Here is a 26,761-nt window from a genome sequence, read left to right on the forward strand (position 1 = left end):
CCATCGACTCCAATCATCATCTTCTTCTGAAGACAAAAGAGCCCAATGAAGTGTTCTGTTTCTTACTCTTCAACTGTCCATACCCCAACACATCACCCTCCCAAAGGGGAGGGATGGGGCTGCACTCCGAGCCTTATTGCTACTTCACGATACCCTTTTCCAGATACTCTTCAAGGTTCGTTCTAACCTTTTCAGCGGCACCTTCAGATGCGACCTTAGCCATATCGCTGTCTACCATCAGGTTGACAAGCTCCTCAAAGCTGGTACTGTTAGGATTCCAACCAAGCTTTGCCTTTGCCTTTGTTGGGTCACCCCAGAGGTTCACCACGTCAGTTGGGCGATAGAAATCAGGACTTACCTCGATGAGAACATTACCTGTTGCCTTGTCAATACCCTTCTCATCCATGCCTTCACCTTTGAATTCGAGTTCTATTCCGACACGTTTGAAGGCGTGATAGCAGAACTCACGTACACTGTGTTGCACACCTGTAGCAATCACAAAGTCCTCTGGTTTGTCCTGCTGGAGTATCAACCACATACATTCTACATAGTCTTTGGCATATCCCCAGTCGCGAAGTGAACCGAGATTACCCAAATAAAGCTTATCCTGCTTCCCTTGTTTGATGCGTGCAGCAGCAAGTGTTATCTTACGGGTAACGAAGGTTTCGCCACGACGTTCGCTCTCATGATTGAACAAAATACCTGAGCAGCAATACATGTTGTAAGCCTCACGGTACTCTTTCACAATCCAAAAGCCATACTGTTTAGCCACAGCGTAAGGGCTATAGGGATGGAATGGGGTGTTCTCGTTCTGTGGAACTTCCTCCACTTTACCATAGAGTTCGGATGTGGAAGCCTGATAAATGCGGCATTTCTCCGTCATTCCGAGCTGGCGAACAGCCTCAAGGATACGCAGAACGCCCACTGCATCAACGTCAGCAGTGAACTCTGGAGAGTCGAAACTAACCTGAACATGGCTCTGAGCAGCGAGGTTGTAAATCTCTGTTGGGCGTACCTTGCTGATCACACCGAGGATACTCATTGAGTCGCCAAGGTCGGCATAATGCAAGTGGAAGTGTGGTTTTCCTTCCAGATGAGCGATACGTTCACGATAATCAACCGATGAGCGACGAATCGTACCATGTACTTCATAACCTTTACTGAGTAATAACTCTGCTAAATAAGAGCCATCCTGACCAGTTACGCCAGTGATAAGAGCAATCTTTCCCATTCTATGTGATGTTTATATATTATGTTTCTTTCGTTAGTTATATTCCCTAAAGAATGCACAAAGATACGAATTAAATTTAAATATCATACTATACGATGGGGATATTCTTTCATGTTTACACCTTATTATATAATATAGGGGAGTGGCGAAGCTGTTCTTTGGCAGTGCAGGAAAGGGTGTTTCCAATGCCGATGGATATCCAATGAAAGCAGGGAAGATATGGGGTGATTGTAAGATAAATTCCTATTCGGAAAACAAAAGAGGCCCTTTTGCATAGTAAAAGATGCCCTTTTGCAATGTAAAAGGGCATCTTTTGAAGTGTAAAAGGGCATGTTTTACAACGCAAAAGGGCACCTTTTACAAGCCTATCTGTAACTGCTTGATACTCCAAAGGTTACAAAGACGTTTTTTAGTGATTATTGTCTACGCGAGTTCGGGATAAGAAAAGGCTTGAAAAAGTTGGTAATCTCGTCAAAAATTCGTATCTTTATAGGTGAAAATCAATAGATTACAAGATTTTTGAACGATGATTACCAAGGACAAAGTTACTGAAATTTTCTGTATAATCGACGAGTTTGATAAGAATTTGAGTGCCGAATTAGCGAAAAACCTGCGTCTACCGTCCCATAACAGTGACGGCAAACGCTACCGAAACCGCAAGGGCAGACTCTCGGAAAGTGAGATTATGACCATTTTGGTATGCTATCATTTCGGCGCATATCGCAATTTCAAGGAGTATTATTTGAATTGGGTCAAAGGGGTGATGCGTCAGGATTTTCCCGACGCGGTTTCCTATAACCGCTTCGTTGAACTCATGCCAAGAGTGTTCTTTAAGATGATGCTGTTCATGAAGCTCTATGCCTTCGGCAAGTGTACGGGTATAACATTCGTTGACAGCACAATGATACCCGTATGTCACAATGTACGACGATATTACAACAAAGTCTTTGCCGGCCTCGCCAAGGACGGAAAGGGTACCATGGGCTGGTGTCATGGATTCAAGCTGCACCTGCTATGCAATGATTCTGGTGAAGTGATAACGTTCTGTCTTACAGGAGCAAATGTGGATGACAGAGATAGCAGGGTATGGACGGTATTTGCAAAGGTCTTATTTGGGAAGATCTTTGCTGATAGAGGGTACATCAAGCAGGAACTCTTTGATAGTCTGTTCAGTCAAGGTATCCAACTCGTTCATGGGCTCAAGGCTAAGATGAAGAACAAACTGATGCCTATGTGGGACAAGATTATGCTGAGGAAAAGATACATTATCGAGTGCATTAACGAACTACTCAAGAACAAAGCCAACCTTGTTCACTCAAGACACCGCTCGATACACAACTTTATCATGAACTTGTGTTCTGCCCTTACAGCATACTGCTTCTTTGAGAACAAGCCAGAGGCACTGCCAGTGTATGTGGAAAAATCAAGGCAGTTGGAACTTTTTTCATACTAAACTTATCCCGAACTCAAGTATTGTCTGATTTGGGAACAATACTTCTTTAATTTTTGTAAGGGTATTTCAAGACAAAAAACTGCGCCTGTTGCATTCGTTGCAGGCGCAGTAATCTGTGACGAGAGACAGTAGATTAGAAGTGAGAAGAGATCTTCTCTTGTTTTAATCTATGCTCCTTCTCCTCCTTTCCTTGAGTTTCCTTTATATCTTCGGTGGGTTTTTCCGCTCGTGTTCTGTGAGGAATCCCGACCGATAAGCATAGAGAAGCTCCTTCAGAGCATCAATCTGGTGACGTAATTCCCGACCCTTATCAGTGTCCTCAACACGCAGACGACGTTCGTTCATCTCCACAATCTGCATCGTAGAAACAATGTCTGTCCCACGCTCAATGGCATCTTCTGTGGAGGTAAACGGTTCGTGCTGAACGAGCTGGAAGCCACGTGAATGGAACACAAGGGTGTATCCAGCAATACCAGTTTCCTTGTGGTAAGCCTGTGAGAAGCCCCCATCAATGACCATCAGTTTACCGTTTGCCTTGATAGGGTTCTCTCCTTTCACCACATGAACAGGTACATGGCCGTTGATGATGTGGCGATTAGGCTGTTCAACACCGAACTCATCGAGTATCATATCCACTACTTTCTCATCATTACGCATACTGAAGTAATAGCCTTTCTCCTCTTGATGCGTCTCCTTGTCAGCAATGAAATAGCGTTCAAAGGTAGCCATCTTATCCTTATCGAAGAGTGGACTGTCTGGTCCACACCACAGATAAAGGAAGTAATCAATGGCATAATCACGCTCTTCCTCGCCCTCTTCGTCCGTCGGAACTTGGAAAGCTGAGCGGATAAGCATGCCCGTCTGATACATCAGCTCCTTACCTTTCAGTTTCAATCCGGGCTTCAGTTCAACCTCTTTCAGCTCCCCGTCTTTCGTCAAAGGGATGGAAGCATGATAGAGCAGGTTATGATTGAAGATGTTATACATACAGCCATGCCGCAGCAAAGAGCGTATATGCCCACGCAGTTTCTCACTTGATGTGAACGACTGGTGCAGTTTTTCAATGATAGCCTCTTCCTCTTTTGTCAGCTTATCAGGGTTCTTCGGATCGATAGTAGGGAAGTTGCACGACCGCATGGTGTATTCTTTCCCGTTTATTTTGATTGTTCCTTTCTTGTAATCAATGCTGTTCAGCAGTCGTCTGTCGTCCATTTTCCATTCAGGATGCCTACTGATGATCTGCGATTCAATCTTGAATTGCATGATACTGATGGCTTTGTGCATCTGTGCAGTAAGTGTTTTACTGCGTTCATCGAGTGGGTTATCCTTTGAAACCTTCGGCATGAACTCCTCACAAGGGTCGTTTGCATACGCATCCATAGCGAAAGTAGCCAACTGAATGAGGTTGATACCGTATCCATCCTCAATGGTTGTCATGTTAGCATAGCGTAGTGCGATACGGATAACGTTGCATATGCAGGCATCATTTCCGGCATAAGCCCCCATCCACAGTACGTCATGATTACCCCATGTGATGTCCCATGTGTGGTAAGCCTTCAGTGTATCCATGACGATATGTGCCCCTGGACCACGGTCATAGACGTCGCCAAGGATGTGAAGTTGGTCGATTACCAACCGTTGTATCACCTCACAGATGGCTATAATGAAGTCATCTGCGCGCCTTGTTGATATGATTGTGGAGATGATAGCACTGATATAGTCGGTTTTGTCCTTGTCGTCAGCATGCTCATGCAGTAGCTCCTGGATGATATAAGAGAAGTCAACAGGCAACGCCTTGCGTACCTTTGAACGTGTATACTTGCTTGATACGTCTCTACAAACCTCTACTAAGCGGTATATTGTGATGTGATACCAGTCCTTGATGTCCTTCTCCTCGCGCTTCACCAGCGCCAGTTTCTGTTCCGGATAATAGATAAGTGTGCACAATTCCCGCTTCTCCGTGCTTCGCAAAGTGTCTCCAAAGAGTTCGTTAACCTTACGTTTTATGTTTCCCGAAGCATTCTTCAGCACATGCTGGAACGCCTGATATTCACCGTGAATATCGGCAAGGAAGTGTTCAGTTCCTTTGGGAAGGTTGGCTATTGCCTCAAGGTTTATGATCTCAGTACTGGCATCTGCTATCGTAGGAAACGACTGTGAGAGCAGCTGTAAGTAACGTTCGTCTTTCTTTAAGTCGTATTTCTTATATGTCATTGAATAATCTTTCTTTTTCTTGTTCGTAATGTTTTAGTCCTTCTTTCTTAGTGTCTTTGTGTGAAGTTCTGCCTGATGATGCCCCTTGTTGTACGGTCGTTCAGAGGTTTGATGGGCATGTATCCTTCTTCCAACCGCAGCTTATCAGCAAGTAACTGGATGATACGCCGTGCGAAACTGTATAACCTCATGTGGCGCAAAACATCAGCCAGTCGGTCCTCATCGTAGTCATTGTACTTGATGATTGTGTACAGATCAGCCAGATGACGGAGTGATAACATGCGCTTCTTCTGCACCTGTTGGATGTTAGCTATCATGATAGCAATCTGTCGAATGAGCTTTTCTTCCCGCTTGGTGTTGTCATTCAGTCGTTGTTTTGTCAGTGGTCGTCTGCCCACAAGCTTCTTGTCTTCAATCGCTTTTGCCTCCTTTGGCGCCATCAAGGCATAGCGTTGTATGCGTTCAGTATCAATGTTTGGGGCGTTGAGTTGCATCATTTCAATGCCTTTATCAATGATATCTCTTATTCCTTCATCATCCGCATAAAGCAGAATGCGACGCCATTGTTCCGGCTTCAGACTACGAAGGTTCAGCAGTTGGTCGCTTGGTAGGATGTTATGTATCGACTCCTGCGTCAGACCAACGTGTAGTAGCGCTGGTATAGCATCCTGTTCCATGCTGCCCATAGCCGACTGATAGCGTGTGTCAAGCACCTTTTTATAAAAGGCAACAGCGCTTTTTGCCATGTCATCATCGCTGAATTGGCTGTTGAGAATACTGTCTGGAACCACGTCAATACGCTTTTTCCATCCCAGACGGTTGATGGTTTGCTTCTCACGTTCCGTACTTACCATGATTGCATCGACCTTATGTACCATCTTATATTGGTAGATCATGGACTTCATAAACTTCCTTATCTTCTGTTCTTTGGTACGAATACGCTCCTCAAGTCCCCAGTGTGGAGAGAGAACGACGGCAGTTCCTGTCGCCAAAGCCCATCGTGTGCGCAGTGAAGCCTGATAATCCCAGCAGGCATGGATGTGCACTACGTCGGGCTTTTCCTTAGAAATGATCTTCTTGAAGTCGTCATTGCGTGTGACAGTCAGCACATCAGCGTATTCCTTCTCAGCCGTTGTGAGTCGCAGAATACTGTCTGTTAGTAGGTCACCTGCCTTTAATCTGTCAATGTAATGGATGATTCGCATTTATATTTTATGTGAAATGAAGTCGTTTTTATCCGCTTTGTGATACATCATCTTGTAACTTATGTAGTGCCAAATGATGGCTATCTCGTAAGGAACAACCCTCCATGTGGGGATATTCTCATTGAATTGGTTCAGCTTTTTCTTTGCTATCACCGTGCGAAGGACCATCGTCAGCAGTAGTGATAACGCCGCTGCAACAACGATTGTCAGCTGGTTGAGCAGCAAACCAGTGATGATTGCAGCTATCTCCATGAGGTAATTGAGATGCAGAACCACCTGATCAAGACATGGAAGGATCCTGTGTCGTGGTGTTCGTAACATGTGTTGACGGTTCTCCATATAGAAAAGATGTTTGTTTTTCCATATCTTTTCCGTTGGAATCTCCTCTATAAGCGTTCCTTCTGGTGTGTTTTCGAAGGCAAGGTTACGCCCTTTGGCGTATTTGTTTACCATGAAATCATATTCACCCCGTAGGTATTTGAGGTTTCCCCGGAAGCCTTCTTCCTTCAAGAAGATACCTTTTCGGAAGAGAAGAGCAGTGAAACAGCAACGGTAAGCCTTGTCTTTCTGATACTCACGCATGATATATAACGCACGAAAGAGCCGTTCGAAGCGTCGATAAGCAGGTGTTTCATCCTCGTAACGGGTGTAACCAACGACGAGATCCTTGTCTTTTGTGCAGTTTCTGGCTATGGTCTGCAACCAATTCTCCGTCTGTGGATAGCTGCAGATGTCTGCCATTAGTACCCAATCATACCTTGCAGCCTTGACACCTAAGGTGATTGCGAGCTTCTTTCTGCTCATGTATCGGGACGATTGGGGTATGAATGTGGTGTAAAGATGCTCATTATCGGCAAACCTTTTCAGCACATCTTCGGTCTCATTGTCCTTCTGTGGCGCCACAACAATGACCTGAAAGGGAGCTTCATATTGCTGATTCAGGTAAAGTGGGAGGTACTTTGATAGTTCTTCAGCATTGTCATCAGGTGCGAAGATGATGGAGATTGGGGGTAGTTTTGCCTCGTTCTTCTCCTCTTCTGTGTCTGTTTCATCCTCCAATACAGGCTCTGTCATCCTCACTTTTCTAAAGAAAGGACTGACAAGAGGCGTCAACAATGCCATGACAAGCAGCACTGCTGAGAGGATGATGGTCGTATTGTCAAAGGTAAACATTCGTATTTTTTATTCTTTTTTTCTCGTCTTTTGTGGGTATAAGGTGCTGATGCGCCATCTTTCCCGTATTGTTTTGGATGCCGACTGGCAGCATCCTGTGTAGCATTTAGAGTTCGTCCGACATGTAACCAATGGGTAGTTTCCTACAGTTATACTGTGAAGCCATGATCTCACCATAAGCTCCTGCAGAGCGAAGTGCTATGAAATCGCCGCGATGAACCGTGTTTAAGTCTACAGCCTTAGCGAAAACGTCACTCGATTCACAGATAGGTCCGACGACATCGTAGGTCTGTTTGGGGTCATCATTGGATATATTCTGAATCTTATGATACGCCTGATAGAGAGCAGGACGTATGAGATCAGTCATTCCAGCATCCACAATGGCGAACTGTTTGGCCGTTCCTTGCTTCACATAGAGTGTCCTTGTGATGAGTGAACCCATCTGTCCTACCACGGAACGACCCAACTCGAAGTGCAGTTTCTGACCTTCTCTCAGCTTCAAATGATGTGCATAAGTATTGAAATATGCCTTGAAATCAGGGATAGGTATGCGATCCGGATGTTGATAATCAATACCTAATCCACCGCCAACGTTGATGTTTTCAACCCTGATATGCTGCTTTTCCAAGTTGTCTTGTATGTCATTGATGCGGTTACAGAGTGCTTGAAAGTCGCTCATGTCCAATATTTGCGAGCCAATATGGAAGTGTAAGCCAACGAAACGGACGTTATCCATCTCCAAAGCAGTATGGATTGCTGCCTCCATGTCCTGCATTGCGATGCCAAACTTGTTCTCTGCGAGTCCTGTAGTAATCTTTGCATGGGTGTGAGCACCGACGTTTGGATTGATGCGGAAGCATATATTAGCCACCTTTCCTTTCTTTCCTGCCAGTTCGTTGATGACCTCAAGCTCTGCAATACTCTCTACATTGAAGCAGAAGATGTTACGATCAAGTCCTAAGTTTATCTCCCAATCAGCCTTACCAACACCTGCATAGACAATCTTTTTGGCTGGGAATCCACTGTCAAGGCTGCGTTGTATCTCACCGCCACTAACACAATCGGCACCTAAACCAGCATGATTGATGATGCTAAGTACACGTGGGTTGGCATTAGCCTTTATGGCATAATGCACTACAAAGCCCTCATGTCGTTTTACTTCTTCGTTGATTTTCTCTAACGTCTCGTGTAGAAGATCACTGTCATAATAGTAAAATGGTGTCTCAATATCCTTGAATTTGTCTGTGGGAAATATCTTTTGCATCTGTCTTGTGTCGTATTTTGAAATATTACCGGGTGCACTCTCATGTGCACCCAGCCTGTTTTTTGTCCGTTATCCTTCTGCTTTTCTCTTGTTTAGAAGAGCACTTTTGACAGTGATTGCAGTGCACGTTTCTTGTCAGAGTCCTTGATGAGGAATGAGATATTATAGTTACTACCACCGTAACTGATCATTCTTACAGGGATATCCTTCATTGCATCGGTGGCTAAAGTCTCAAAACCGAGGTTGCTCCAGTCAAGATCTCCTACCACACAGACGATGCACATGTTTGTATCTACAGTCACTGTACCGTACTTTTTCAGCTCATCAACGATCTCATTCAGATGAGTTGCGCTCTCAATAGTCATGGAAACGCCCACCTCACTGGTTGCAATCATGTCGATAGAGGTCTGATAACTCTCAAAGATCTCAAACACTTTGCGGAGGAAACCAGATGCTCCGAGCATGCGACTGGACTTTATTTTGATGGCTGTGATGTTGTCTTTGGCTGCGACAGCTTTGATTTTGCCTCTTACCAGTACGTTATCAATGATGGTTCCTTCGGCATCTGGCTCCATGGTGTTCTTCAGTCTGACGGGTATTCCAGCGTATTTGGCAGGCTGAACACAGGTAGGATGGAGGATTTTAGCACCGAAGTAAGCCAGCTCTGATGCTTCTTCGAAGTTCAGTTGGCGTACGGCTTCCGTGTTTTCTACCACACGTGGGTCGTTGTTATGCATTCCATCGATATCTGTCCATATCTGTATTTCCTCGGCATTGATGGCTGCTCCCACCAGAGAAGCGGTGTAATCAGACCCTCCACGCTGCAGGTTGTCAATCTCGCCATAGGCATTCCGACAGATGAACCCTTGTGTGATATATACCTGATAGCCCTCATTCTGCTGCATGATGGCGGTCAGTTTCTCCTTAATATATTGTGCATCGGGTTCTGCATTCTTATCTGTGCGCATGAAATCGAGTGCAGAAAGTAATGTAGCCTTTACCCCTTGCTCCTGCAGATAGTTCACAACCATGTTTGTTGAGATGACTTCTCCTTGTGCAACGATGCTCTTTTCTTCGAAGGAAGTGAAGAGATCCTTGGTGAAGGAACGCAGGTAATTGAACTCCTCTACAATGAAATCGTGTGTCTTCTGCTTGTATTCCTCTGTTGAATACAGTTCTTCAATGTGCCCGAGGTACTTCCTTTCAAGATTGTTGATTACCTCGTTAGCACCTTCAGGGTTCTTTCTGTAAAGGTAATCGGATATCTCTATGAGTGTATTAGTTGTACCACTCATGGCTGAGAGTACTACGAAAGTAGGCTCTCCTGACTTTGTTACTAATGAAGCTACACCCTTCATGCGCTCTGGAGAGCCAACGGATGTTCCTCCGAATTTCATTACTTTCATAATCTTCTATTGTTTTCTTTGTAGATTTCCAGTATGTTTATTCTTTCGAATCCTCTGCCTGTGCCTCTTCTTCGAGCACGGGTTCAATCAGCGGTTCAACTGAAGTGCTGTCTTCCTCAAGGTCTTTTGTCTGTGCTTCATTCGTCACTGGGACCAGTGCCTGTTCCATGCAGCGATACACTTTACCTGGGAATTGACTCAGAAGGTTGATGTTATGGGTTGACATGATGACCGTTGTACCGTTCTTACAGGTATCTTTCAGGATGCTGACGATGTTTGATGCCGTCTCAGGGTCGAGGTTTCCCGTTGGCTCATCAGCAAGAATGATCTTTGGATTGTTGAGGAATGCACGTGCAATGGCGATGCGTTGCTGCTCACCACCCGACAGTTCGCTCGGCATTTTGGCTGCTTTGTCAATCATACCCACCTGCTCCAGCACTTCTCTGATGCGTTGTTTGATTTTCTCTTTGTCCTTCCATCCTGTTGCCTGAAGCACGAACTTGAGGTTCTTAGCTACTGAACGGTCATGTAAGAGTTGGAAGTCTTGGAAGATAATACCCATCTGTCGGCGCAGTGCTGGGATGCGTTTCTGCTTGATATCAAGTACACTCTCGCCCAGCACCTCAGCCTTTTCGGCATCTTCCTGGTCGATGTCAAGCTCACCGTAGAAGGTCTTCAGCAGTGAACTCTTGCCCGAACCGACACGTCCGATGAGATAGATGAACTCGCCTTCTGTGGCTTGAAAGTCGATATCCTTCAGTATCAGACGCTCGTCTTGGTATATGTTTACCTTCTTAAAGTCTATTAACATGATTCTCGCAAACTGTTTTTTGATTATCGTTTTATTTTCTTTTGTTCTTTGTTCATAGCCGTTCGGTGCATCTGAGCCTCGTCAGGACGGTGGCTTGTGGGCATTGTCGCTGTGGCGATGGCTGGCAGAACGGCGTCATTAATGGGGTGTTTCGGATAAGCAGCAATGGAGTTTTCCTTTTTTAAATCTTGTTACCTCGGAGCTGATATCCTGTTGGCTGAAGTGCGGCAATGACTGTATTGCCGTTGGCTTCATAAGCTTCATTATATGAATATATACCTGCAAAGATACTAATAATCTTCCGAATCCTTATCTTTGGTTGGTGAAAAAAGCAGGAATAATCACAGTTATCTATATTTATCCATTAATTATTATGACTTTGAAGATTGCGCTTTACCCTTTATTTTCGTGGTCTTTCGCTTTGTTATCAGTGGTTGGGGGAGTGGGAAACGTGGGCTGTTTTCAGGATGATAGATTCGTGTTGTGTGCAGGGAATCATATTTTTTGCTGAGGCTTTAGGGATTCTCTGGCGTATCCGTCAGCCTGTGACGTCTGTGGCATAAAGGTGCAATGAATGGTGAAGAGCGTCTTGCACGGATCATACATAGAAACCGATTCAGAGGTGAAGGATGCTGTCTGTTGTAAAAAGAAATGATAGTTGGCAAAACAATACATGCCCTTTTGCATTGTAAAAGGGCATGTATTGCATTGCAAAAGGGCATCTTTTGATGTGTAAAAGGGCGTCTTTTACAATGCAAAAGGGCGTCTTTTACGAGCCTCTTTGTAACCATTTGAAAACGTGGAGGTTACAAAGCTGATATTTAACCATTATCCCTTGAAATGTGGTTAATCGGAGTTTGATTTCTGTAAAATCTTTTCCTGTCTGTAGATTCTGGCTCTTTTGGTATCATCAAAGCCGTTACAACAGGTTCTAAACATTATATAATAAAAAGACGTCTCCCCACTTTTACGTGGAAAGACGTCCTTATAGGATAGCTTTTATGTGATTAACGGTTTATCCAACCATTGTCTTGAGGTCTTCCTCAACAGTGGTAATCGTACCCAAACCGAAGTTATCAATCAGAACTTTCAGTACGTTTGGAGATACAAAGCCAGGGAGCGTAGGACCGATATGGATGTTCTTGATGCCCAGAGAGAGCAATGCAAGCAGTACGATAACAGCCTTCTGCTCGTACCAAGCGATGTTAAACTCGATTGGAAGGTCGTTGATGTCGTTAGCACCAAAGATCTCTTTCAGCTTCAAAGCAACAACAGCCCATGAGTAAGAGTCGTTACACTGACCTGCATCCAACACACGTGGGATACCGTTTATATCACCAAGATTGAGCTTATTGTACTTGTATTTAGCGCAACCACTGGTCAAAATGACTGTATCCTTTGGTAGTTGAGCAGCAAACTCTGTGTAGTAGTCACGGCTCTTCATGCGTCCGTCGCATCCACTCATCACGATAAACTTACGGATAGCGCCACTCTTGACAGCCTCAACAACCTTGTCTGCCAGTGCGAAAACCTGTGCATGAGCAAATCCACCAACGATCTCTCCCTGCTCAATAGCAGTTGGAGCCTTGCATGTTTTAGCCAGTTCAATCACCTCTGAGAAGTCCTTATGACCGTTCTCATCAGCCTCAATGTGCTTCCAACCAGGGAATCCTGAAGCGTTAGTGGTGAAGACACGATCCTTGTAACTTGCCTTTGGAGTTGGAGGAACGATACAGTTTGTTGTGAAGACGATAGGACCGTTGAAGGTCTCGAACTCCTCTTTCTGCTTCCACCACGCGTTACCATAATTACCAACGAGGTGCTTGTACTTCTTCAACTCTGGATAATAGTGAGCTGGAAGCATCTCACTGTGGGTGTAAACATCAATGCCTGTACCCTCAGTCTGCTCAAGAAGCATCTGAATATCCTTCAAATCGTGACCTGAAATCAAGATACCTGGACGGCTGCCTGTACCGATATTCACCTTAGTAAGCTCTGGATTGCCATAAGCCTGTGTGTTAGCCTTGTCGAGAAGCGCCATAGTATCAACGCCAAACTTGCCGGTTTCGAGAACAATAGCAAGCAAAGTGTCCATGTCAGCGGCTGGATTGCTGATCGTTGCCAGTGCTTTCTCCATGAAAGCAACAATCTCTTCGTTGCGCTGATCAAGTCTTGAAGCATGCTCATAGTAAGCTGCCATACCCTTTAAGCCCAATACTGTGAGCTCTTTCAGCGAACGAAGGTCCTCATTCTCATTACGAAGAATGCTCTCACGGTTACCTTCTGCCTCGTAATCAGACTTCTCTCCGCCCCATTTTACTTCTTGATAGTCGGGAAGAGAGACATTATTCTTAACAGCAAGGTCGAGCAAATCGCGCTTTATTTGTACACCTTTGTCAACCTTATTAAGTATAGCTTGGTCATCAAAATTGGCATTCGTAATGGTCACAAAAAGTGAGTCAACGATGTAATCGCCTACCTCTTGACCTGTTTTCACGCCTGCTTGACGAAGGGAATCAGCAATTGTCCCAATTCCACGAACCACACTCAGCAGGAGATCCTGCCAACGACTGGTGTCTGCCTTCTTACCACATACACCTTGAATAGTACATCCTGTACCCTTTGCTGTCTCCTGACATTGGAAACAAAACATCTTGTTTTCTGCCATAATCTGTTTTCTTGTTTTCTTCAACGAAATAAATGTGAGTGCAAAATTAAAGCCTGTAAGCAACGCAAAAGGTAACATTTGTGCCCATGATACGTTAATAAATGCTAAATAAAAAAATCGCCATTTTATAGCGCAAAGGATGTATTGGGTGTAAAAAGGAATATAAAAAGGAAAATGGGAAACTCCTTTATGTACAACCAACTGGGAAAGATTGACAAAAAAATTAAACCTAAAAAAAAGCTAAAAAATAAGGATTTACGCTTTAAATCATAATAACTAAAGGATATTAAAAATATCGTCTTAAACTTGACAATATTAATTAATTATACTATATTTGCATCATATAACAAGAGTGGTAACTAAAACCTATATGTTATGACTAAGTACAATTTAACAGAAAGAAAAGAGAAGGTAGCCGCCTACCGTAGTTTGGTCAGTCCACAATTGATGGATGAACTTAAGGAAAAGATACTCAATATCATCCTTATTCAGCAACGTTACAAGGACAAAAACTATTCAGCCAAGCAGCTCGCAGAGGACTTGGGGACCAATACACGCTACATCTCAGCCGTTGTAAACGTGCGCTTTCACATGAACTATACATCATTTGTAAACAAGTTCCGCATTGAAGAGGCGATGGCATTGCTGGTAGACAAGCGCTATCAAGACTTAAACATGGAGGATATCAGCGATATGGTAGGCTTCTCCAACCGTCAGTCATTCTATGCTTCATTCTATCGTATTAACGGCGTAACGCCACGTGACTACAAGATGCGCCATCTTTCACAGCATCCATCAGAAGAAACACGCATGAAGAAGGCACCGAAACGATAGAGGCGGGGTGGTAATTAATCGTATGAATAATACAAAAGAAGAAGAAACATTTAGTTTTCAGGGAGAACAATTTGCCGATATTCAGATGTTACATTATCGGCTGCCGGAATTCGAAACATTATCTTTACGGCAAAAGAAGTTAATCTACAGCCTCTCACAGGCAACACTATTTGGACGTGATATAACGTTTGATCAATTTGGAAAGTACAACCTCCGCATCCGAAAGACGCTGGAGGCTGTTTATAAACACTATCAGGGAGAAAGCACTGACTATGAATTCCAAGCCTTAGGGGAGTACTTAAAGCAGGTATGGTTTGCCAGTGGCATTCATCATCACTATGCTTGCGATAAGTTTATACCGTCATTTACAGAGCAATTCTTTCGTGATGCTGTCCTTTCTGTGGATAAAAAGCAGCTACCTTTACGTGAGAATGAAGACGTAAACGAACTCCTTAACGAGCTTTGTCCCGTAATTTTTGACCCTACATTACACCCTAAGAGGGTGAATAAGGCTGATGGCGTAGACCTTATATGTACTTCCGCATGTAATTATTATGACGGTGTGAACCAGCAGGAAGTGGAGAATTACTACGCAAAGATGAAAGCTGAAGGCCCTGATAGTGAACAACCTTCTTATGGACTGAACTCTACTCTCATCAAGAAGGGCAACTCTGTTCGTGAAGATGTTTGGAAAGCAGATGGTAAATATGGTGCTGCTATCAAGCAAATCATTGTTTGGTTGGAGCGAGCAAAGGCTTTCACAGAGAACGAACAGCAACATAAGGTTATCAGTTTACTTATAAAATACTACGAGACGGGTGACTTACGCGATTTCGATCGTTACTCTATTGAGTGGCTACATGAGCAAGATGGGATGATAGATTTCATCAATGGCTTCATTGAAGTGTATGGTGACCCCATGGGATTGAAGGGTTCTTGGGAAGGAATAGTGGAATATAAGGACCTAAAAGCTACCCATCGGACACAGACTATCTCTGCAAATGCGCAATGGTTTGAGGACCATTCACCTGTCAATCCAGCCTTCCGCAAACCTAAAGTGAAAGGAGTTACGGCAAATGTCATCTGTGCTGCGATGCTGGGAGGTGATGAATATCCAGCTTCAGCAATAGGTATTAATCTGCCAAATGCCGACTGGATCCGTGCGGAACATGGCTCGAAGAGTGTGACTATCTCTAATCTTACCCATGCTTACGACATGGCTGCAAAGGGAAATGGCTTCCGTGAGGAGTTCGTTATAGATGAGGCTACACTCCGAATGATGAACCTTTACTCCGACAAGACGGATGATTTACACACGGATTTGCATGAGTGTTTAGGCCATGGGAGCGGCAGATTGCTTCTAGGAACAGACCCTGATGCGCTGAAAAACTATGGTAATACGATAGAGGAAGCACGTGCCGACCTCTTCGGTTTGTATTATATTGCGGATGAAAAGCTACTTGATTTAGGCCTACTTGACTCCTCTGAGGCTTATAAAGCACAGTATTATGGTTATATGATGAACGGATTGTTGACGCAGCAGGTGCGCATCAAGCTCGGAAAGAACATCGAAGAGGCTCACATGCAGAACCGTGCGCTCATCGCATGGTGGGCTATGGACCTTGGAAGTAAGGACCATGTAGTTGAACTTATCAAGCAGAAAGATGCTCAAAGTGGCAAGGTTAAGACCTTCGTACGTATCAATGATTATGCGAAACTACGTGATATCTTTGCACAGGAGTTGGCTGAAATACAGCGTATTAAGAGTGAAGGCGACTTCGAAGCAGCACGGAAATTGGTTGAGACTTATGCTGTGAAGCTTGACAACGAGCTGCATGCAGAGGTTCTTCAGCGCTATGAACGACTGAAGATTGCTCCTTATAAGGGTTTCATCAATCCTGTTTTGAAGCCTGTATGTGATGCAACTGGTGAAGTAACCGACATCATTGTCGACTATTCGGAGGGCTATACAGAGCAGATGTTACGCTATTCTGCGGAGTATGCGACGCTGATATAAGCATGTTTACAGTATGAAAAGGAAAAGAGTGAAGAATAAGTTACATTATTCTTCACTCTTTTTTTGTGCCGTTTTTCTATGTTCCTACATGCTGAAAAAATGTCTTTATGCGTTTCTATGAGCTGAAAAATGATGGGGAAGGAGAGCCTTTAACTCTGTAAGATGTTGTTTAATAGGAGGATAAATGCTTTCGCTTCTACGTGCAGACCACCTGAAAAGCTTTGTTGTCCACACCGTATTCCAAAGAAGTTTATTCACAAAACCAACCTACAACACACTCTATTCATAATGTAACGCATAATGAATTTCGATACAATTCATGCAAAATCTTAGCGAAAACCACACCATATTCTAACGTAAGATACATGATATTCAAATCGTAACGCATAATGAATCCCGATACAAATCACGCGGAATTTAATCGTAAAACACACAATTTCCCAACGTAAAACACATGATATTCAAAGCGTAACGCATAATAAGCTCCCATACAATCCATGCAGGATCTTAGTATAAACGCACAATACTCATAATGTATTGATCGGCGAATGCGCATGCAAAACATCACCCAGGAAGAATAGTAAAAGGATATTACAAATTTAAGGCCATGATGAAGTGCGAAACGAAAGAAAATGGTTGATTTCCGGTTTTGTAACCTACAGATTTTCAATTGATTACAAGTAGGCTTGTAAAAGGGCATCTTTTGCGTTGCAAAAGGGCGTCTTTTACACATCAAAAGGGCACCTTTTACCATGCAAAAGGGCATCTTTTACAACGCAAAAGAGCATCTATTGTTTTGTGATAGATGAAATAATGCAACAAAAAGGGGCGTTTAACCTCTTCTGATAGGTAAATGACTGGCAATCTAACAGTCATTGTTTTAACAGCTATTAGCGTACGAAAAAGGACAATTATTCAGACAAAAAGAATAAAAAGGATAAACTTTTCTTGTATAATACTTGCAAATGTTGCAGATAATTCCTAATTTTGCGCATGATATTTGCCTTGTGCAATCTGATAAAATCACTAACAATTAAGATATGTCAATATCTAAAACAAGACAGAAACTCGTTGATGTGGCACGCCAACTCTTTGCCAAGAACGGCATTGCCAACACCACGATGAACGATATAGCCAAGACTTCGGGCAAGGGAAGGCGCACACTTTACACTTACTTCAAGAGTAAAGACGATGTGTATTACGCCGTTATCGAGTCTGAATTAGAGCGTTTGTCGGACAAATTAGACGAGGTTGCAGCAAAGAAAATCAGTCCTCAGGACAAGATTATAGAGCTTATATATACGCATCTCAGTATGATTAAGGAGACGGTTATGCGCAATGGCAACCTCAGAGCAGAGTTTTTCCGCAACATCTGGATGGTTGAAAAGGTAAGAAAGAACTTTGATGAGGATGAGATAGAACTCTTCCGTAAGGTCTATTCTGAAGCCAAAGAGGATGGAGAATTCGACATTGACAACGTTGAACTCGTTGCAGATATCACGCACTATTGTATCAAAGGACTTGAAGTTCCTTTCATCTACGGTCGTTTAGGACATGGACTGACCGAGGAATCATCACGCCCACTGGTGGCAAAGGTGGTCTATGGTGCGCTGGGGAAAAGCAATATAAAGTTTTAAAGGAAATCATCTTATACAATAAATAAAGTATCACAAAATGAAATTATTGGAAGGTAAGACAGCACTCATCACTGGTGCTGCACGCGGTATCGGTAAGGCTATCGCATTAAAGTTCGCTGAAGAAGGTGCAAACATTGCTTTTACTGATCTCGTTATCGATGAGAACGGTAAGGCAACAGAGGCAGAAATTGCAGCTAAAGGCGTTAAAGTAAAGGGTTATGCAAGCAATGCTGCAGACTTCGCACAGACAGAAGAGGTGGTAAATCAGGTGAAAGTGGACTTCGGTACTATAGATATCCTTGTTAATAATGCTGGTATTACGAAGGACGGACTTATGCTCCGCATGACCGAACAGCAGTGGGATGCTGTCATTACAGTAAACCTTAAGAGTGCATTCAACTTCATCCACGCTTGTATTCCAGTTATGTTACGCCAGCGTTGTGGTAGTATTATCAACATGGCAAGCGTCGTTGGTGTTCATGGTAACGCTGGTCAGGCTAACTATGCAGCATCAAAGGCTGGTCTTATTGCCCTCGCTAAGAGTGTAGGACAGGAGATGGGACCTAAGGGTATACGTGCTAATGCCATTGCTCCGGGCTTTATTGACACCGCAATGACTCAGAACTTGCCTGATAAAGTACGCAAAGAATGGATCTCAAAGATTCCTCTTCGTCGTGGCGGTACAGTAGAAGACATCGCAAACACAGCTGTTTATCTTGGTTCAGACTTGTCAAGTTACGTGTCAGGTCAGGTTATCCAGGTTGATGGCGGTATGAATATGTAAGAAAGAAAACCTCCCCAACGCCCTGAAAAGGGGTGGGGAGGTGCTTTAATTATGCAAGTACTTTACGAAGATAATCACTTAATCATTGTTTACAAGGAGGCAGGTGAGATTGTCCAGGCTGATAAGTCGGGTGATATTCCATTGTCAGAAATCGTCAAACAATGGCTGAAGGCGAAGTATAATAAGCCCGGTAACGTCTTTCTGGGTGTCGTTCACCGCCTTGATCGTCCAGTGTCTGGACTCGTTATCTTCGCTAAAACATCAAAGGCTCTTACCCGTTTGAACAACATGTTCCGCAATGGTGAGATCCATAAGACCTATTGGGCAATCGTTACTCGGCCGCCTTTTGAACCTGAAGCAACGCTGACCGACTGGCTTGTACGCAACGAACGACAGAACAAGAGTTATGCTTATAACCATCAGGTGCCCACGTCGAAGAAGTCAATCCTGCATTATAAGGTCATCAATCAGACGGACCATTACACACTTTTGGAGGTAAACCTCATGACAGGTCGCCATCATCAGATACGCTGTCAGCTGTCAAACATGGACTGTCCTATCAAAGGTGACTTGAAATATGGTGCTCCTCGCTCCAATCCTGATGGGGGAATCAGTCTGTTAAGTCACCGCGTTGAGTTCGTACACCCAGTATCTAAAGAGACCATTCGTGTAGAGTCTCCATTGCCAAAGGACAATCTTTGGCAGGCAATAGGTAATATCTAAAGCCGTATTGTATAACCTTAATACCATCTTAAAAACGCTTCCTTTTCTGCTAAAGGCTTTCTTTATCAGACTTATAATATGTGCCTTTTCATTTTTTTTCATTATCTTTGTCGGCACATTTCACGAACAAAGATTATTTAATATAGTATCTCTATGAATATAAGAAAAATGCTTTTCTTCTGTCTGATGGCAGGATTTATGTTCTCTTCTTGCATCAAAGACGAACCACTTAACGCTGAAGCTGACATTACAGGCATCACTGTAGATGGTCCAGAGCTTATTCGACAACCGGTAATAACGAACAATGAAGTGCATTTCTACGTGAATGGATGGGAAGATGTGACGCATCTGGCACCGAAATTCACACTCACTGAGGGTGCAACCATCGAACCTGCAAGTGGCACGGAACGTGATTTCACGCAGCCACAGGTCTACACTGTCACCTCACAGGATGGTAAATGGAAGAAGACTTACACGGTCTCTTTCACATCAGATGACGTTGTAACAAGTTATCATTTCGATGATATTAAATGGTACGAGTACAAGGATGAGTGGGATGTCAACGCACAACCACAGAAGCTTTTCCACATCTTTACGGAGAAAACACCTAATGGTGACACCTTTGAATGGGGCAGTGGAAACGCCGGATATATGATAACTGCCAGCGGACAGCCTGCTGAAAGCTATCCAACCAGCCAGTCTCCTGATGGTTATAAAGGTAAATGTGCTAAGTTACAGACTGTCAGTACGGGTTCATTAGGGGCTATGATGAAGTCGCCAATAGCTGCTGGTAACCTCTTTTTCGGCCAGTTCAAGCTGGATATTGCCAATGCTGCCAAGTCAACCCACTTCGGTATACCTTTCAGAAAGGTACCAAAAGAGTTGACAGGATACTACAAATACAAGGCAGGAGAGAAGTTTACGGACAAAAACAGTAAGGAAGTTGCTGGAAAAAAGGACGACTTCACCATCTATGCCGTATTCTTTACGACGGATAAAGGGGCTGATTATCTTGACGGAACGAACTCACAGACAAGTGAGAACATCGTCATGAAGGCTGAACTCAACGACCGTAAGGAGACCGATAAGTGGACACGTTTCTCCATTCCGTTCAAGAAATTAAAGCCAATAGATAAGCAAAAGCTCAGAGAAGGGAAGTATAGTCTGGCTATTATCATGTCTTCAAGTAAGGATGGAGCAACCTTCAACGGTGCAGTAGGAAGTACACTGTATGTTGATGAACTGCAGTTGTTCTGTGAATAATTGGACGAACAATTCATCTTTTATAATCTAAAGCAAAGAAACAATGAGACGAATAATCATCGCTATAGCAGCACTTTCAAGTATAATGACGGCTTCCGCACAGACAGACCGTACTCCAGCACTCGTTTCATCCGACCATAATGGATGGGAATATGAGGTGAAAGCAGGTGTAAACATCGGTGGTGCTACTCCGCTTCCATTACCTGCTGAAATAAGAAAAATAAGCAGTTACAGTCCAAAGATGAATGCTTCATTGGAAGGAACAGTGACAAAATGGATTGAAAAGGACGGTCCTTGGGGCGTATCTACCGGTCTGAAGTTCGAGGTAAAGGGCATGAAGACGGGTGCAACGGTGAAGAATTACAGTACAGAGATTGTCAGAGACGGAAGTAAAGTGGCTGGTTACTGGACGGGTTATGTGCAGACCAACTATAACTCTACGTTCCTTACCATCCCTGTTATGGCTAATTATCGCTTTAATGAACAGTGGAAGGTGCGTGCAGGAATGTACTCTTCCTTCAAACTTGAAGGTGAATTCACGGGTCAGGTGAGTGATGGTTACCTGCGTGAAGGTACTCCCGTGGGTGAGAAACTGGTCTTTGAGAATGGCAACAGTGCCTCTTACAACTTCTCATCTGCACTCCGCCACTTCCAATGGGGTGCACAAGTAGGAGCTACATGGCGTGCTTTCAACCATTTCACTGTGAATGCTGACCTCACATGGGCATTCAATAACATCTTTGAAAGCGACTTTAAGACCATCAGTTTCGGACTGTATCCCATCTATCTTAACCTTGGTTTCGGTTACAGATTCTAAAGGAAAAGAGTGGGGGTGAGCGTCAACCATCTGGCAGATGTATGTGCGTTGTGGACTGTTCCATGGAAGAAAATGACTCAATACGCATACCGTCGCATCAAGGTTAAAGACGTACTCTTGTAAAAGAAATTACTTATTGATTTTCAAAAGGGCATCTTTTAGTTTGTAAAAGATGCCCTTTTGCATGGTAAAAGATGCCCTTTTGAAGTGTAAAAGACGCCCTTTTACAACGCAAAAGGGCGTCTTTTAGAATGCCATCTATAACTCGTTGATAAACAATAGGATACAAAGTCGGGTTTTAACAGTATGAGATAGATTTATAGATGTACTGCTTCCATTTATTGTAAACATATTTCCAATTAGACAGTAATGGGCAGATAGCACGGGAAGGGATATATAAACAAAAAAGAAACAGCGTTGTATCTCCTCACCACCAACGGTCATACCTGATAACAATCAGCAGCTTTTATCCAATCAAAGACTGAAGCAGACCACATACTATCTACAGTATTACCGTCAGACGGAGCATAAAAAAAGAGTGTATCAATGCCTAAAGCGTTGATACACTCCTTGTTTTTAAGTCCTGTTTTACTTTATTAAATTGACCATAAGCAGGCAATCTATCTCCGTAATACCATACAAATCAAGAACTTTCTGGTCGTTACGAATCTCTTCAAGCAGTCGGTCTTTATTGCCTTTCGTCATTGTTATCCATGCCTGAAAGCTATTTTTGGCTTGTCCAATGTTACCTTTTGCCCACCAACAATAGCCAGAATTAAGATAATCTTCTGCCATAGGAGCATCTGCAAGGATACGATCATAGAGCTGTGAAGCCTTGTCAAGACTCTTATCCAAGAGCATCGTCCATGCAAAGACACGCTTCACATTCATATTATCAGGGTACTGATAGTCGAGACGGAACAGTTCTTCACGTGCTTCAGCATAACGTTCTGTCTTCAGAAGTGTTACACATCGTTTTACAGCATAGTTGATATTGTCAGGTTCCAAGCGCAATAACTGCGAATAAGTATGCTCTGCCGTGTCGTAATCTTCGCAATCCATGGCAGCACGCGCCATCCCTTTCAGTGCCCATTGGTTCTCTGTATCCTCCTGCAAGACCATATTAAAGATCTGATAAGCCACATCAGGCTTGCCAAAATACAGGTTTATGTAGCCCATTAAGATGTTATAATTGGCGTCTTCCACGTGGAAAGTAGACATCAACTCCACGAGTTTATCCATATTTTTGTGCTTGTACAGATAAAGTGCAAGGCGCATTTTATATTCATCCAGTCCTGTTCCGATGAATGATTTATAGACAAAGAAGAACGTATCTGCCACGAAACTGCTCTTATGATTGTCTATAAAAGGATTGATAAGTTCGTTGGATGAACGATAAAGTCTGAAGAAACGATAGAGATCCTGTATGTAAGCCCTACAAATATAGGTGGGATTGCTCTTGTCTAAAGTTGTTCCCATAGGGGCAAAGGCACCCTCTGAGCCCATCATCTCCTTGATATTCCCAGGTATTTGGTTGATGATACTCTCCATAGCAAACGCCAAAGAATACTTATCCGACTCACAGAAGTTGCCCTGATTGGTAATAGTTTCCAAGATATTAGGTTGCCCAATCCGTTCTATAGTAGTACGAAGTGCAGGGTGATCAATATAGAAAGGAGTGAACCAATTGGCTAAATCATTGAAGAAAGGAAAGCGTTTCATCTGTCGGAAGCCACCGAAATAGATGTCAGAGCCCTGCTTTTGCATCTCCATCATCTTACGAACCTTCTCTTCCATCTGCTCCATTCGCTTGTCTTCAGCATCCTGATTCAGGATATTCTCAAGTGAATCCTCTTCCTTTTCAACGATTCCGAGTCGTCCAATGGTAATGTTTGAACCGTCAACAAGGTAGGGCATGATGTCTCTTTGTAGCTTCTCGTTGTCCTTTTCAGTGTCTTGACTATAGAAAAACTGTATCTGCAAGGTATATAACTCCCGTATAGTATCCTTGTTTTCACACAGTTTCCGAATGATTTCATCCTGCTCTGGGAAGATATCCATCCCTTCAAAGACAGACAAAACCCAGCCGACAAGTGCACGTTGGCGCACCCTTTCATCCGTAGATTGCTGATAAACAGTGGTTAATGCCTTAAACTTATTGATATCAAACTGGTTCATTGCGCCCAGCGTTACCGCACTTACGAGTAGCTGTTGGTCAACAACGTCAACCATAGGGGACAACATCAGTCCTGTATAAAACGCACAATCATCATCCGACCATTGGCAAGATGTCCACAAAGTATTGAAGAGTCGGTTGATAAAAACCTGATGTCTGTCATATAAATCCTTTGCTTTCTCAGTCCTTTCAGCCTCTGGTAGCAACGAAAGCATGGCTACATCAGAGACAAAAGACTCCAAAACAGAGCGTATAAAGTCATGACTTGTGTTCAGATGGTCACTGATCCGGAAGGCATCAACATAGACTATGACATTCTTACAACGCCAACTGATCTCCAAATCGGCTGCAACGCGATAGAGACGTTGGAGGAGTGAGAGATAAAGAAAGGCCCTTTTGTCATCTGTAAAACCACGTTCCATATAGTCAACCATCAACTGATAGTCGTTTTTCACTGCCTCCAGCTCACTATGTCCTATCAAAGTAGGGCGCTGGACATAAAGTTGTTCTAACAATTCGATGGCAACATCCAATCGTTTATCCATCAAATTGTTTATCGCACTACTAAGGATTTCGTCTACGTTCACAGTCTTTTGTCTATGTTTAGTTTCTAATTATACTTTCAAATCATCTTCTTTTCATAAGAAAATCACGCGCCATCTGAATGTCAGACTTGCGAGGTGGCCCCACTTTCGTGTATTTTATATCAGGTAAAGCACGTACTGTTGCATCGTCAACCTTCATATATTTCTTTATCAAAGCAGCATAATACTTCACGCCATTCTTGTTAATCAGGTCGACAGCCTTATCATATGCTTTGGCAAGAGCCTCTTCTTCTGCAGGCAAACGGTGCTTATCCATTATCGCCAACACACCCAGATGCACACCAGCATCAGCCGAATTGAATATCACGTTATTATCACCTTGCAATGCTTGGGTGGCTTGTGGCTCTGAAAACCAGTATGCGTCAATCTCGTGATTCTGCAACATTTTCAAGCGAATCAGTACGTCATTGACCTGAACACGGAACACTTGATACTTTGGTTTACCCTTCTTGACAACCAAATCACTCAGCAAATCCGTACCAGAGAAGCGTGTCATAGCTATGATCTTATCACTTAAATCAGACAGTTTCTTAAGCTTTGACTGTCTGTCAGCAATGAGTTGCCAACCCAGATTGGTATCTGTCAGATAATGCATCAGCACCTTTTGTCTGTGTTTCAAGCGTTCAGCACGTACAAGATCAGTGAATCCAGCCTGCACACTACCGCCTGCCATGGCTGTATCACAGTCCATCTGCGCATTAAACTCCCGTACACGTAAGTCTACTTTGGTTGTATCATACAGCAAACTGTCTGTCAACAGATAGGCAGGAAGGCAATCCATCGTAGGCATAACAGCTATCTTGAAAGCCTTTTGATAGGCAATCTGTTCAGCTTTCTTGCGTGCTTGTTGCTCAGCCTGTAGTTCTTTGTCAGACTTACCACAGCCTACAAGCATCAAAACGACAACTATTAGGATGTAATTAATACGTTTCATATAGTTGCAAAAGTAAGAATAAATTTTGTAACTAAGAAAAAACTCATTACTTTTGTCCCATATATGGCAAAGGACAAGATAGCTTATGTCTGCAGCAACTGTGGACAAGAGAGTACTAAATGGATTGGTAAATGCCCGAATTGTGGGCAATGGAACACCTTCAAAGAGATTCGTATCGCTGGTGATACGGGGTCTCAAGCTGCCCGAAATGCTGCTACGACACTCCGAAATGCTGCTTCTGGAAGCTCTGTTTCGGCGTTAAACAATAAGCCACAACGCCTGCGCGACATCTCATCTCATGATGAACCACGCATAGACATGCATGATGGGGAACTCAATAGGGTGCTTGGCGGTGGCTTAGTACCAGGAAGTATTGTCCTGTTAGGTGGTGAACCGGGTATCGGAAAGAGTACTTTGACGCTCCAGACAATCCTTCACATGACACAAAAGGTGCTTTATGTGAGTGGAGAAGAGAGTCCTCACCAGATCAAAATGCGTGCTGAACGCATCACAAAGGACATTGCTGAGAACATAGTTATCCTCTCTGAGACCTCATTAGAGCATATATTCGAACACATAAGGGATGTTCAGCCAGACTTAGTAGTGGTAGATTCGATACAAACGATATCCACTGAAGATGTAGACAGTAGTCCTGGAAGCATCAGTCAGGTACGTGAATGTGCGTCAGCATTGCTCCGTTTTGCCAAAACAAGTGGTGTTCCTGTCATCCTCATAGGCCATATTAATAAGGAAGGGAGCATAGCAGGACCAAAGATTCTCGAACATATCGTTGATACAGTCATACAGTTTGAAGGCGATCAGCACTATATGTACCGCATACTTCGTAGCATTAAGAACCGCTTTGGGTCCACTTCCGAACTCGGAATATACGAGATGGAGCAGCAAGGACTGCGTCAAGTGAGCAATCCTTCAGAGCTTTTACTCACCGAAGACCACGAAGGTTTGTCGGGAGTAGCCATCTCAAGTACTATTGAAGGCGTACGTCCGTTCCTCGTTGAGACACAGGCGCTTGTGTCATCTGCCGCTTATGGCACTCCACAACGTTCTGCTACAGGTTTCGATCAGCGCCGATTGAACATGCTACTTGCCGTTCTTGAGAAGCGAGTTGGCTTTAAACTCATGCAGAAAGACGTCTTTCTGAACATTGCAGGAGGCCTTCGTGTGACGGATATGGCTATGGATCTCAGTGTTATTGCTGCTGTTTTGTCATCAAACGTGGACACTCCGATAGAACAAGGATGGTGTATGTGCGGTGAAGTAGGCTTAAGTGGTGAGGTTCGTCCTGTCAGTAGGATAGAACAACGCATTGCTGAAGCTGAGAAATTGGGCTTTAGCCACATCATTATACCAAAGTATAACCTCCAAGGTCTTACTGGTAAGTATTCAATTCAGCTCCATCCGGTCAGGAAAGTAGAAGAAGCACTACGTGATTTATTTGGATAAGACCAATCAATAAAGGCATATTTCTTTCAGGAAATATGCCTTTATTGTTTTACTATACTATTATGTGAGAGACAGTTATATA

At 43.5% G+C, this 26,761-nt stretch carries 19 protein-coding genes; 9 read left to right on the plus strand and 10 right to left on the minus strand.

The features are described 5' to 3' along the window. Nucleotides 1-139 precede the first annotated feature (139 nt). On the minus strand, nt 140-1,231 hold the full coding sequence (gene gmd / locus ACZ48L_RS08855) for a GDP-mannose 4,6-dehydratase (protein WP_008823035.1): 1,092 nt from the start codon (nt 1,229-1,231) through the stop codon (nt 140-142). Nucleotides 1,232-1,757: 526 nt separating this feature from the next. Here gmd and ACZ48L_RS08860 point away from each other — a divergent pair. Continuing rightward, nucleotides 1,758-2,684 (plus strand): IS982 family transposase, encoded by a 927-nt coding sequence (locus ACZ48L_RS08860; RefSeq protein WP_006045714.1) that lies wholly within the window; start codon nt 1,758-1,760, stop codon nt 2,682-2,684. Nucleotides 2,685-2,885: 201 nt separating this feature from the next. On the opposite strand, the gene ACZ48L_RS08865 is transcribed toward ACZ48L_RS08860, so the two are convergent. The 7 genes from ACZ48L_RS08865 to hcp all read right to left on the minus strand — a co-directional run bounded on the left by ACZ48L_RS08865 (nt 2,886) and on the right by hcp (nt 13,425). Further along, entirely contained in the window at nt 2,886-4,898 is a 2,013-nt protein-coding gene (locus tag ACZ48L_RS08865; protein ID WP_025790906.1) for a fructose-bisphosphatase class III, read from the minus strand. A 47-nt stretch (nt 4,899-4,945) separates the two neighbouring features. After that, nucleotides 4,946-6,103, minus strand: coding sequence for a glycosyltransferase (locus ACZ48L_RS08870; RefSeq protein ID WP_025790904.1), 1,158 nt, complete (start codon nt 6,101-6,103; stop codon nt 4,946-4,948). Continuing rightward, nucleotides 6,104-7,276 (minus strand): glycosyltransferase, encoded by a 1,173-nt coding sequence (locus ACZ48L_RS08875; protein WP_025790902.1) that lies wholly within the window; start codon nt 7,274-7,276, stop codon nt 6,104-6,106. Nucleotides 7,277-7,382: 106 nt separating this feature from the next. After that, nucleotides 7,383-8,540, minus strand: coding sequence for a diaminopimelate decarboxylase (lysA, locus tag ACZ48L_RS08880; protein ID WP_025790900.1), 1,158 nt, complete (start codon nt 8,538-8,540; stop codon nt 7,383-7,385). Nucleotides 8,541-8,632: 92 nt separating this feature from the next. Next, the gene (locus tag ACZ48L_RS08885; protein WP_008823040.1) at nt 8,633-9,946 is read right to left on the minus strand and encodes an aspartate kinase; all 1,314 of its coding nucleotides are present in this window, start codon (nt 9,944-9,946) and stop codon (nt 8,633-8,635) included. A 37-nt stretch (nt 9,947-9,983) separates the two neighbouring features. Further along, on the minus strand, nt 9,984-10,757 hold the full coding sequence (locus ACZ48L_RS08890) for a cell division ATP-binding protein FtsE (protein ID WP_008823041.1): 774 nt from the start codon (nt 10,755-10,757) through the stop codon (nt 9,984-9,986). 1,015 nt (nt 10,758-11,772) lie between these two features. Beyond that, on the minus strand, nt 11,773-13,425 hold the full coding sequence (gene hcp, locus ACZ48L_RS08895) for a hydroxylamine reductase (protein ID WP_025790897.1): 1,653 nt from the start codon (nt 13,423-13,425) through the stop codon (nt 11,773-11,775). 375 nt (nt 13,426-13,800) lie between these two features. On the opposite strand from hcp, the gene ACZ48L_RS08900 reads away from it, so the two are divergent. The 7 genes from ACZ48L_RS08900 (at nt 13,801) to ACZ48L_RS08930 (ending at nt 21,500) form a co-directional block, all read left to right on the plus strand. Next, nucleotides 13,801-14,259 carry a helix-turn-helix domain-containing protein gene (locus ACZ48L_RS08900; RefSeq protein WP_008823043.1) on the plus strand — a complete coding sequence of 153 codons (459 nt, stop codon included), beginning with the start codon at nt 13,801-13,803 and terminating at the stop codon, nt 14,257-14,259. Nucleotides 14,260-14,281: 22 nt separating this feature from the next. Then, nucleotides 14,282-16,276, plus strand: coding sequence for a dipeptidyl-peptidase 3 family protein (locus ACZ48L_RS08905; protein WP_025790895.1), 1,995 nt, complete (start codon nt 14,282-14,284; stop codon nt 16,274-16,276). Between the two features lie 1,040 nt (nt 16,277-17,316). Then, entirely contained in the window at nt 17,317-17,913 is a 597-nt protein-coding gene (locus tag ACZ48L_RS08910) for a TetR/AcrR family transcriptional regulator (RefSeq protein WP_025790893.1), read from the plus strand. 37 nt (nt 17,914-17,950) lie between these two features. Next, nucleotides 17,951-18,697 (plus strand): 3-oxoacyl-[acyl-carrier-protein] reductase, encoded by a 747-nt coding sequence (gene fabG / locus ACZ48L_RS08915; protein ID WP_025790891.1) that lies wholly within the window; start codon nt 17,951-17,953, stop codon nt 18,695-18,697. A gap of 51 nt (nt 18,698-18,748) precedes the next feature. Then, the gene (locus tag ACZ48L_RS08920) at nt 18,749-19,420 is read left to right on the plus strand and encodes an RluA family pseudouridine synthase (RefSeq protein ID WP_008823108.1); all 672 of its coding nucleotides are present in this window, start codon (nt 18,749-18,751) and stop codon (nt 19,418-19,420) included. A 153-nt stretch (nt 19,421-19,573) separates the two neighbouring features. Beyond that, a complete protein-coding gene (locus ACZ48L_RS08925) occupies nt 19,574-20,683 on the plus strand; it encodes a PCMD domain-containing protein (RefSeq protein ID WP_025790890.1) in 1,110 nt (369 codons plus the stop codon). Between the two features lie 43 nt (nt 20,684-20,726). After that, complete coding sequence (locus ACZ48L_RS08930) at nt 20,727-21,500, plus strand: porin family protein (RefSeq protein ID WP_464722064.1); 774 nt, start codon at nt 20,727-20,729, stop codon at nt 21,498-21,500. Between the two features lie 588 nt (nt 21,501-22,088). Here the strand turns inward: ACZ48L_RS08930 and ACZ48L_RS08935 are convergent. Both ACZ48L_RS08935 and ACZ48L_RS08940 read right to left on the minus strand, forming a co-directional pair. Continuing rightward, entirely contained in the window at nt 22,089-24,263 is a 2,175-nt protein-coding gene (locus ACZ48L_RS08935) for a tetratricopeptide repeat protein (RefSeq protein WP_025790889.1), read from the minus strand. A gap of 40 nt (nt 24,264-24,303) precedes the next feature. Next, nucleotides 24,304-25,215: an ABC transporter substrate-binding protein gene (locus tag ACZ48L_RS08940; RefSeq protein ID WP_025790887.1), complete on the minus strand. Its 912-nt coding sequence runs from the start codon at nt 25,213-25,215 to the stop codon at nt 24,304-24,306. Between the two features lie 63 nt (nt 25,216-25,278). On the opposite strand from ACZ48L_RS08940, the gene radA reads away from it, so the two are divergent. Beyond that, the gene (gene radA / locus ACZ48L_RS08945; protein WP_008823103.1) at nt 25,279-26,679 is read left to right on the plus strand and encodes a DNA repair protein RadA; all 1,401 of its coding nucleotides are present in this window, start codon (nt 25,279-25,281) and stop codon (nt 26,677-26,679) included. The last annotated feature ends 82 nt before the right edge of the window (nt 26,680-26,761 follow it).

Source organism: Prevotella histicola (genome assembly GCF_055385135.1).

Coding starts and splice junctions, on each gene's coding strand:
- gmd (WP_008823035.1), bottom strand. CDS start 1,231: ATGGGAAAGATTGCTCTTATCACTGGCGTAACTGGTCAGGATGGCTCT.
- ACZ48L_RS08860 (WP_006045714.1), top strand. CDS start 1,758: ATGATTACCAAGGACAAAGTTACTGAAATTTTCTGTATAATCGACGAG.
- ACZ48L_RS08865 (WP_025790906.1), bottom strand. CDS start 4,898: ATGACATATAAGAAATACGACTTAAAGAAAGACGAACGTTACTTACAG.
- ACZ48L_RS08870 (WP_025790904.1), bottom strand. CDS start 6,103: ATGCGAATCATCCATTACATTGACAGATTAAAGGCAGGTGACCTACTA.
- ACZ48L_RS08875 (WP_025790902.1), bottom strand. CDS start 7,276: ATGTTTACCTTTGACAATACGACCATCATCCTCTCAGCAGTGCTGCTT.
- lysA (WP_025790900.1), bottom strand. CDS start 8,540: ATGCAAAAGATATTTCCCACAGACAAATTCAAGGATATTGAGACACCA.
- ACZ48L_RS08885 (WP_008823040.1), bottom strand. CDS start 9,946: ATGAAAGTAATGAAATTCGGAGGAACATCCGTTGGCTCTCCAGAGCGC.
- ACZ48L_RS08890 (WP_008823041.1), bottom strand. CDS start 10,757: ATGTTAATAGACTTTAAGAAGGTAAACATATACCAAGACGAGCGTCTG.
- hcp (WP_025790897.1), bottom strand. CDS start 13,425: ATGGCAGAAAACAAGATGTTTTGTTTCCAATGTCAGGAGACAGCAAAG.
- ACZ48L_RS08900 (WP_008823043.1), top strand. CDS start 13,801: ATGACTAAGTACAATTTAACAGAAAGAAAAGAGAAGGTAGCCGCCTAC.
- ACZ48L_RS08905 (WP_025790895.1), top strand. CDS start 14,282: ATGAATAATACAAAAGAAGAAGAAACATTTAGTTTTCAGGGAGAACAA.
- ACZ48L_RS08910 (WP_025790893.1), top strand. CDS start 17,317: ATGTCAATATCTAAAACAAGACAGAAACTCGTTGATGTGGCACGCCAA.
- fabG (WP_025790891.1), top strand. CDS start 17,951: ATGAAATTATTGGAAGGTAAGACAGCACTCATCACTGGTGCTGCACGC.
- ACZ48L_RS08920 (WP_008823108.1), top strand. CDS start 18,749: ATGCAAGTACTTTACGAAGATAATCACTTAATCATTGTTTACAAGGAG.
- ACZ48L_RS08925 (WP_025790890.1), top strand. CDS start 19,574: ATGAATATAAGAAAAATGCTTTTCTTCTGTCTGATGGCAGGATTTATG.
- ACZ48L_RS08930 (WP_464722064.1), top strand. CDS start 20,727: ATGAGACGAATAATCATCGCTATAGCAGCACTTTCAAGTATAATGACG.
- ACZ48L_RS08940 (WP_025790887.1), bottom strand. CDS start 25,215: ATGAAACGTATTAATTACATCCTAATAGTTGTCGTTTTGATGCTTGTA.
- radA (WP_008823103.1), top strand. CDS start 25,279: ATGGCAAAGGACAAGATAGCTTATGTCTGCAGCAACTGTGGACAAGAG.